General features: G+C 44.4%; 6 protein-coding genes. 3 read left to right on the top strand and 3 right to left on the bottom strand.

Translation table 11 applies throughout. The annotated features are described in order from the left end of the window. Window positions 1-321: 321 nt before the first annotated feature. Entirely contained in the window at window positions 322-1,374 is a 1,053-nt protein-coding gene (locus AC5590_RS10255) for a phosphotransferase enzyme family protein (protein WP_211178760.1), read from the bottom strand. Between the two features lie 171 nt (window positions 1,375-1,545). Here AC5590_RS10255 and ispG point away from each other — a divergent pair, with 171 nt between their 5' ends. Further along, entirely contained in the window at window positions 1,546-2,772 is a 1,227-nt protein-coding gene (gene ispG / locus AC5590_RS10250; protein ID WP_169268613.1) for a (E)-4-hydroxy-3-methylbut-2-enyl-diphosphate synthase, read from the top strand. Window positions 2,773-2,934: 162 nt separating this feature from the next. Further along, entirely contained in the window at window positions 2,935-4,236 is a 1,302-nt protein-coding gene (gene ctpC, locus AC5590_RS10245; protein WP_169268612.1) for a carboxyl-terminal processing protease CtpC, read from the top strand. Between the two features lie 14 nt (window positions 4,237-4,250). On the opposite strand, the gene AC5590_RS10240 is transcribed toward ctpC, so the two are convergent. Further along, window positions 4,251-4,439 carry a transposase gene (locus tag AC5590_RS10240; RefSeq protein WP_169268611.1) on the bottom strand — a complete coding sequence of 63 codons (189 nt, stop codon included), beginning with the start codon at window positions 4,437-4,439 and terminating at the stop codon, window positions 4,251-4,253. Between the two features lie 112 nt (window positions 4,440-4,551). On the opposite strand from AC5590_RS10240, the gene AC5590_RS10235 reads away from it, so the two are divergent. After that, entirely contained in the window at window positions 4,552-6,894 is a 2,343-nt protein-coding gene (locus tag AC5590_RS10235; RefSeq protein ID WP_169268610.1) for a glycoside hydrolase family 31 protein, read from the top strand. Window positions 6,895-7,370: 476 nt separating this feature from the next. Here AC5590_RS10235 and AC5590_RS10230 read toward each other — a convergent pair. Beyond that, window positions 7,371-8,397, bottom strand: a 1,027-nt coding sequence (locus AC5590_RS10230) for a WD40 repeat domain-containing protein (protein WP_169268609.1), incomplete at its 5' end; no start/stop codon positions are given.

The raw sequence follows: 8,397 nt of genomic DNA, 5'->3' as shown, positions 1-8,397 counted from the left end.
ATCCCCCCGGCAGACTTTGGCGCTGCGCAAACGCTGCTGCCTAAGCGCAAAGCGCACGCACTCGCGTTCGGCAGATCGCCTACTATCTCCAATTGGTAAGAAAGTTCTTCCGTTAGTTCAATAGTAATTTTAGGCACAGTGCCGCATTTGTTAACATTTTTTCCATCATTTGATCTAGCTTTTACTCGTTTCCATACTAAGCAGGGAAACAAATATAACCTGCTAATATTATGTTTTTAAGTTCTTGAAAAGAAACTTTTACCATTACTGATTTTTGAAAACTACAAAACAAGTATTTGTTATGATTGAAAATTCATTGTATTACAAACTTTTTAACATTGCTAAACGTTCATCAATCCACTCCTCAGTGAACCAGCCATACGGCAAAACATCGCCAACTGCATTTGTGTTAATTCCCATAACCCAGATATGGGCAGCTTTAATAAACACAGGAATTGATGATAGTTCATTCTCACTCAGTTTACGAATTGACTGATAACCTTCGAGAAAACTATTTCTAACTGAAACATCTATTTTCATCCTAATTGCAACGTGCAAAAATTTTGCAATATCAAAAGCACGCCACCCGTAACCACACTGGTCAAAGTCAAATAAAGTTGGCTCATTATGTTCCGTGAAATGGGCATTTCCTGAATGAACATCGCCAACACAAATTCCATAAGCTGGTGCTAACAAAGGTAGTTTAAATTCTTCTAACTGCTTTTTTATTTTGTCTACCTGTTTTTGCAGATAGTTCATATCGCGTTTTCTGTGTTGGTACAGAGGTGCAATTGCTTCCAATGACCAATCTAGCAAGTATTCACTTTTCAAAGCAGGGCGAGTAAAACTACTTTTGAACTTGTCTAGTGTCTGGTGAATTTTTGCCAGTGCTTCTCCTAAACGATAGCTTTGTATCCCATCAAGCTTTTCATTGACTGCATGTCCTGCTGCATAGGAAAACACAGCCACGTAACGCGTTCCTTCTGGTGCAGCAATTTCTGTTGTCAAAACGCCATCTTTTCTTACAATAGGGTATGCAACCGACTGTTTCTGCTCGTGTAGAAACGCTAACAGTTCCAGTTCAAAATCAATTTCTTGCTTATTTCTCCACCCACGCCGATAAACTCGTAGAATATATCTTTGTTGATCAGTTTCCACCAAATACGTATCGTTAAGACCTCGTTTGTATAGTTTGCAGTTACGGATATCGCTGATGGGGTAATGGCGCAGTACAGTGTCAATTAAAGCCTCACTGTCAAGAATAGAATGAATGACAGAAATTAATAATTGGCTCATAAAATCATAGCTGCTGTTGATAACATCTATCGTTGAGAGGAATTTGAGATTTTGAATTTTGGATTTTAGATGATTCAATAGTCATTTTTACCTGTTTCTCCACTCCCTCTCCTCCCCCACTCATTTTTTCACTTTTTTCCTGCTTTTTTTTCAACTTCATTACTCAAACTACCCCTTCATGTGGCAATCTGGGAAACAGAATGTTTTCCAACTGGATATCTTTGCTACCAAAATTTTACTTAACAGGATATGCAAACCCTGCCTACGCTAACAACTTCCAACACTGCAAATCTTCAACCCACCTTTGACACCACGATCAAACGGCGCAAAACCCGTCCAGTCAAAGTAGGCGATGTCATCATTGGGGGTGGCTACCCTGTGGTAGTGCAGTCAATGATTAACGAAGATACCCTAGACATAAATGGTTCAGTCGCAGCAATTCGCCGTCTTCATGAAATTGGCTGCGAAATTGTTCGCGTTACTGTACCCAGTATGGCTCATGCCAAAGCGTTGGCAGAGATTAAACAAAAATTAATCAAAACCTACCAGGATGTGCCTATTGTTGCGGATGTGCATCATAATGGTATGAAAATCGCCTTGGAAGTCGCCAAACACATAGAAAAAGTGCGGATTAATCCAGGGTTGTATGTATTTGAAAAGCCAAACCCCAACAGAACCGAATACACTAAGGCTGAGTTTAACGATATTGGCGAAAAAATTCGTGAAACTTTGGCTCCATTGGTGATTTCTTTGCGTGATCAAGGCAAAGCTATGCGAATTGGGGTAAATCACGGTTCTCTTGGTGAAAGAATGCTGTTCACCTACGGCGATACCCCAGAAGGTATGGTGGAATCAGCAATAGAGTTTATTCGCATTTGTGAATCTTTAGATTTCCACAATTTGGTGATTTCTATGAAAGCTTCACGAGTACCAGTGATGTTAGCCGCCTATCGTCTCATGGCACTGCGGATGGATGAACTGGGTATGGATTATCCTCTGCACTTGGGTGTCACCGAAGCAGGTGATGGCGAGTATGGACGGATTAAATCAACCGCTGGTATTGCCACTCTCTTAGCTGATGGTATTGGCGATACAATTCGCGTGTCACTAACGGAATCACCAGAGAAAGAAATCCCTGTCTGCTACAGTATTTTGCAAGCTTTGGGATTGCGCAAAACAATGGTGGAGTACGTTGCTTGTCCTTCTTGTGGACGGACATTGTTTAACCTAGAAGAAGTTCTGCACAAAGTCCGCGAAGCGACTAAACATCTCACCGGACTCGATGTGGCAGTCATGGGGTGTATTGTGAATGGACCTGGGGAAATGGCTGATGCTGATTACGGTTATGTTGGCAAAACGCCTGGATACATTTCTCTTTACCGTGGAAGAGAAGAAATTAAAAAAGTTCCAGAAGATAAAGGAGTGGAAGAATTGATCAACTTAATTAAGATAGATGGACGTTGGATAGATCCATAAAAGTTTCCAAATTTCGACAAATTTTGTACCGCCGACATCAGTAGTCGCCGGATGACAAAGCATTTTTATGAAATAAAAAAATATGCTCAGTCTTTAGTGCAAAACCCTGTGTTAGATTGAGCATACTGATTAGAAAATTTTGCGTCTTGCACAGCTGTCATTATGGTGATTACAAGAAGTGGACTTGTTTTGGGTGCTACAGCGGTGACACTGACAACAATAGCAGTCACTGGCCTGGGTATTCACTCACAAGGACAAGCTTTATTTAAAGAAAGTCCTAAGGAATTAATAGATGAAGTTTGGCAAGTTATAAACCGCCAATATGTAGATGGTACTTTTAATAAATTAGATTGGCCGGCTGTTCGTCGTGAGTACCTGAACAAGTCCTACAGCGACAAGCAGCAGGCTTACAAGTCCATCCGCGAAATGCTCAAAAAGCTGGGTGATCCTTACACTCGGTTTATGGATCCAGAAGAGTTCAAAAATCTGCAAGTGGATACCTCTGGAGAACTGACAGGTATTGGTATCCAAATTGGTTTAGATGAGAAAACGAAAAAGCTGACTGTAATTGCGCCGATTGAGGATACACCTGCTGCAAAAGCTGGTATTTTGGCAAAAGATGTCATCACCAAAATCAACGGAAAAAGTACCGAAGGTATGGATACCAATCAAGCAGTATCCTTAATCCGAGGTACAGCAGGAACAGCGGTCAATTTGACAATTTTGCGCAATAGTCAGGAAAAACAATTCAACATTACAAGAGCTAAGATTGAAATTCATCCAGTCGAGTACTCTCAAAAACAAACTCCAGCAGGCAATCTTGGTTATATTCGCTTGAAGCAGTTTAGCGCTAACGCTGGTAAAGAAATGCAACAAGCAATCACAAATTTAGAGAATAAGCAAGTCGCTGGTTATGTCCTGGATTTACGTAATAATCCTGGTGGCTTACTTTTCTCTAGCGTCGAAATTGCCCGAATGTGGATCACTAACGGCACAATAGTCTCCACTAAGGGCCGCTTGACTAACGGTCGCTTCGCAGAAGAACAACGAGAAGTGGCAAATGGACGTGCTTTGACAAATAAACCGCTGGTGGTATTGGTGGATAAAGGTTCAGCAAGTGCTAGTGAAATCCTTTCTGGAGCTTTGCAGGATAACAAGCGTGCTGTTATAGTCGGTAGTCAGACCTTTGGCAAAGGCTTAGTGCAATCAGTGCGTCCTCTCGACGATGGTTCCGGAATGGCGGTGACAATTGCTAAATACTACACTCCTAATAATCGCGATATTAATAAGCATGGAATCGACCCAGATGTCAAAGTGGAGTTGACGACTGCTCAGCGAGAACAGCTATGGCTCAAACAGCGCGACAAAATTGCCACCCTACAAGATCCGCAGTTTGCCAAAGCAGTTGAAGTGATCGGCAAAGAAATTGCACAGAAAGGAAACAACAGGGCAGAAAAAAATTAAAACGTCTTTTGACTTCAGACTGGTTGGCACTTGAGCGATCTAATCAGTCCTACGCGGCGGGCAATGGCTTCTTCTTGGGAACTAAACGGCCCCCATTGCTCAATAATTTCTGGATTTTTTTCCTCGGTTGCTTCGTCACTGGGGATTATTTCGCAATGACCAGCCGAATGCTTGACAATATACCAAGTTTGTGTATCAGTCATGGTTGATGTGAAGATAGCCAGTGTAGTCTATATATGCCTAATGATACAAGCTTTTTGGCAGTAGGTCGTGTGAACCTCAATGAGGCGAAGTCATTGTCTTTGAATCAGGATTATGCCGCAATACTTTGGACAACTGCACACAACCGAACCGGCTTGGTCAATTCTTGAGGGAGTGCAAACAATACAACAGAGCGATCGCCATATCCTCTTCAAATGTGGCGACCCCTGTTTAAGCATTAGCGTGCTAGCCCCGAACCTCATTCGGGTAAGAATGACGCCAACGAGCGAATTCTTACCTCGGCGATCATGGGCAGTCGCACAGGCGGATGAAGAATGGCCCACTGTGCCGTTTGAGGTGCGAGAAAAAGCAGAGGCTATAGAAATTGAAACTGAACAGCTGCGCGTTGTTGTGTCCCGCAATCCTTGTCGTATCCAGTGCTTTGACAAATCCGGACAGCCCTTTGCTCACGATGCCGACTCAGGGATGGGGTGGCGGACTGGTACCATTGCTGGCTGGAAACGGATTGAAGCTGATGAACATTTTTATGGTTTCGGTGAACCCACTGGCTTACTCGATCAGCGTTCAAAAGTGAGAACCAACTGGACATCTGATGCGATTGACTACGATGTCCTGACAGACAGTATGTACCAGGCGATTCCTTTTTTCATCGCATTACGTCCTGGATTGGGGTACGGGCTTTTCTTCAATACGACTTTTTGGAGTCGCTTTGATTTGGGGGCAGAACAACCGGGAGTTTGGCGGATGGAAACTCAAGGGGGTGAACTGGATTACTATATTATTTATGGACCAGAACCTGCAAAAATTCTTGAGACTTACACCCAGTTAACTGGAAGAATGCCGTTACCACCCAAATGGTCACTCGGTTACCACCAGTGTCGCTGGAGTTACGAGTCACAAGATATAGTCAGCAAACTGGCGAATGAATTTCGTCAGCGCCGCATTCCCTGTGATGTTATCCATCTCGATATTGACTATATGAGTGGCTACCGGGTTTTTACCTGGAGTCAGAAGCGATTTGCTAACCCCAAAGAATTAATAGACAATCTCAAGCAAGATGGTTTCAAGGTAACGACAATTGTTGACCCAGGTGTCAAGTACGAACCAGAAGCAGATTACAAAGTTTTTGATGAGGGATTAAAAAACGACTATTTTATCAGAAAAACGAATGGTCAGCTATTTCACGGCTATGTCTGGCCCGATAAAGCCGTCTTTGCTGATTTCCTACGCCCTGAAGTTAGAGATTGGTGGGGAAGTTTGCTAAATAGTCTCACCGACGTGGGTGTTGCTGGAATCTGGAATGACATGAATGAACCGACACTTGATGACCGTCCATTCGGTGATCCTGGTAAGAAGATTGCGTTTCCCCTCGATGCTGCCCAAGGACCAAGTGACGAGAGAACTACCCACACCGAAACCCATAACCTGTATGGACAAATGATGGCACAGGCATCTTATCAGGGACTTGAAAAATCTCGTCCGACAGAACGCTCGTTTTTTCTGACACGGGCTGGATACGCTGGGATTCAGCGCTGGTCTGCAGTATGGACGGGAGATAATCAATCCCTGTGGGAACACCTGGAAATGTCCCTACCGATGATGTGTAACCTGGGTTTATCGGGCGTCGCATTTGTGGGTAGTGATATTGGGGGGTTTGCGGGTAACGCGACGGCTGAACTATTTGCTCGTTGGATGCAGGTAGGAATGCTTTACCCCTTGATGCGGGGACACTCAGCATTAACGACAGCACAGCATGAACCTTGGACGTTTGGGGATCGCGTTGAAAAAATTTGCCGCGAGTACATCGAACTGCGTTATCAACTGCTGCCCTACATTTACACTCTCTTCTGGAAAGCCGCAACCACTGGCTCACCAATTCTGCGCCCCCTGCTGTATGATTTTCCCAATGACCCGAAAACTTTCACCCTTTGTGACCAAGTCATGCTCGGGTCCTCATTATTAGCAGCACCAATTTATCGTCCAGGTGTTGAACACCGTGCCGTGTACTTGCCTGAAGGTTCCTGGTACGACTGGTGGAGTGGCGAGACTTTTCAAGGACCAATTCACATCCTGGCACACGCACCGCTTGAGCTAATGCCATTATATGTTCGTGCTGGCTCGATTATTCCGATGGCACCAGTCATGCAATACGTAGATGAACGTCCCTTAGACCAGATCAGGCTTCGGATCTGGATGGGGACAGGTGAGTTTACACTTTATGAAGATGACGGTCATACCTTCGAGCACAAAACAGGAGCCTTTTGCACAACAACTTACCATGTTTGTTCAAAAGGGCAACGAACGATTGTTGAAATTGGAGGACGAGAGGGTAACTTTTCACCCGCAACGCGTGAAGTTATTGTGGAACTAGTTGGTGTTGGCGAACAGAGGTTTGTCGATGATGGCGCTGCACGTCAGTTGACGTTTGAAATTTAGGGGTCTTTCGTCAGCCACCCTCCCATCCATCCCCCACAACCACACGGATTGCAGGGGATTTTGTTGTTAGCGCGATACGCACAAGCTAAAGCCAGAGGCTTATCGCGCAAAGCGCAGACACAATCATGCGTATCGCCCCACGACGAAAATGCATAAATCACTTCACCCATCCCTAACTAAATAATGATGGCACGCACCCCGCTATCCTTGGGCGGGGTATCCTAGCACATCTTGTTCATAGTAGTTTTAAGTCCCCATAATCCGACGTGGTTATGGGGTCTTTTGTTGCCGCTGCGAAACTCGCTGAGCGCCAGAGGCGCACGCTGCGCGAACGCTCAAATTCAAAATTCAAAATTCAAAATTCAAAATTAAGAATTCTTTTTTTTGAACTTTGAATTTTGAACTTTGAATTCCCCGGAGGGGAGGGGTCTACGCTCCACTCCGTTCCACTCGCGGCGGACATATCACATTGCTATTTAACGAGATGAACGCAAATATGGCTCACACGTTGCCTTAGCTCCTTTCTCATCAGAAGTTTGAGGATTTTGGAAAACAGGATGATCCTGTAATCGCTCACAACCAGCTTTCAACCAAGACTCAAATTTAATATCCCACAACTGCACTGTGCCATCTGAACCACCACTGACAATTGTTTTATTTTTTGTGCTTATTGCTACTGATTTTACGGAACCCTGATGACCTGTTAAGGTAGCGAGTTGGTTGCCCTTGCTATCCCACAACCGCACTGCGCCATCATTACCACCACTGACAATTGTCTGACCATCTGTGCTTATTGCTACTGAATTAACAGCACCCTGATGACCTGTTAAGGTATAGAGTAGTTTGCCCTTGCTATCCCATAACCGCACTGTGCCATCATTACCACCACTGACAATTGTCTGACTATCTATGCTTATTGCTACTGAATTGACGGCACCCTGATGACCTGTTAAGGTAGGGAGTTGGTTGCCCTTGCTATCCCACAACCGCACTGCGCCATCTTTACTACCACTGACAATTTTCTGACAGTCTGTGCTTATTGCTACTGAAAGAATGGGGAACTGATGACCTATTGAAGTAGGGAGTTGGTTGCCCTTGCTATCCCACAACCGCACTGTGCCATCTGAACTACCACTGACAATTGTCTGATCTTTTGTGCTTATTGCTACTGAGTTGACGGGATTCTGATGACCTGTTAAGGTAGCTAGTTCATTGCCCTTGCTATCCCACAACCGCACTGTGTCATCAAATCCACCACTGACAATTGTCTGACCATCTGTGCTTATTGCTACTGAATTAACTGAACCCTGATGACCTGTTAAGGTATAGAGTGGTTTGCCCTTGCTATCCCACAACCGTACTGTGCCATCTTCACCACCACTGACAATTGTCTGACCATCTGTGCTTATTGCTACTGACTTGACAAAACCCTGATGACCTGTTAAGGGATAGAGTGGTTTGCCCTTGCTATCCCACAACCGTACTGTGCCATCTTCACCACCA

Origin of the sequence: Brasilonema octagenarum UFV-OR1 (genome assembly GCF_963888615.1) — a bacterium.
Taxonomy (GTDB): Bacteria; Cyanobacteriota; Cyanobacteriia; order Cyanobacteriales; family Nostocaceae; genus Brasilonema; species Brasilonema sennae.
The sequence above is the reverse complement of the archived record's forward strand: the minus strand, read 5'-3'. Positions and strand labels throughout refer to the sequence as shown.

Excerpts from the sequence above, each read along its gene's own strand:
- ispG (WP_169268613.1), top strand. The coding sequence starts at position 1,546 with ATGCAAACCCTGCCTACGCTAACAACTTCCAACACTGCAAATCTTCAA.
- ctpC (WP_169268612.1), top strand. The coding sequence starts at position 2,935 with ATGGTGATTACAAGAAGTGGACTTGTTTTGGGTGCTACAGCGGTGACA.
- AC5590_RS10240 (WP_169268611.1), bottom strand. The coding sequence starts at position 4,439 with ATGACTGATACACAAACTTGGTATATTGTCAAGCATTCGGCTGGTCAT.
- AC5590_RS10235 (WP_169268610.1), top strand. The coding sequence starts at position 4,552 with ATGCCGCAATACTTTGGACAACTGCACACAACCGAACCGGCTTGGTCA.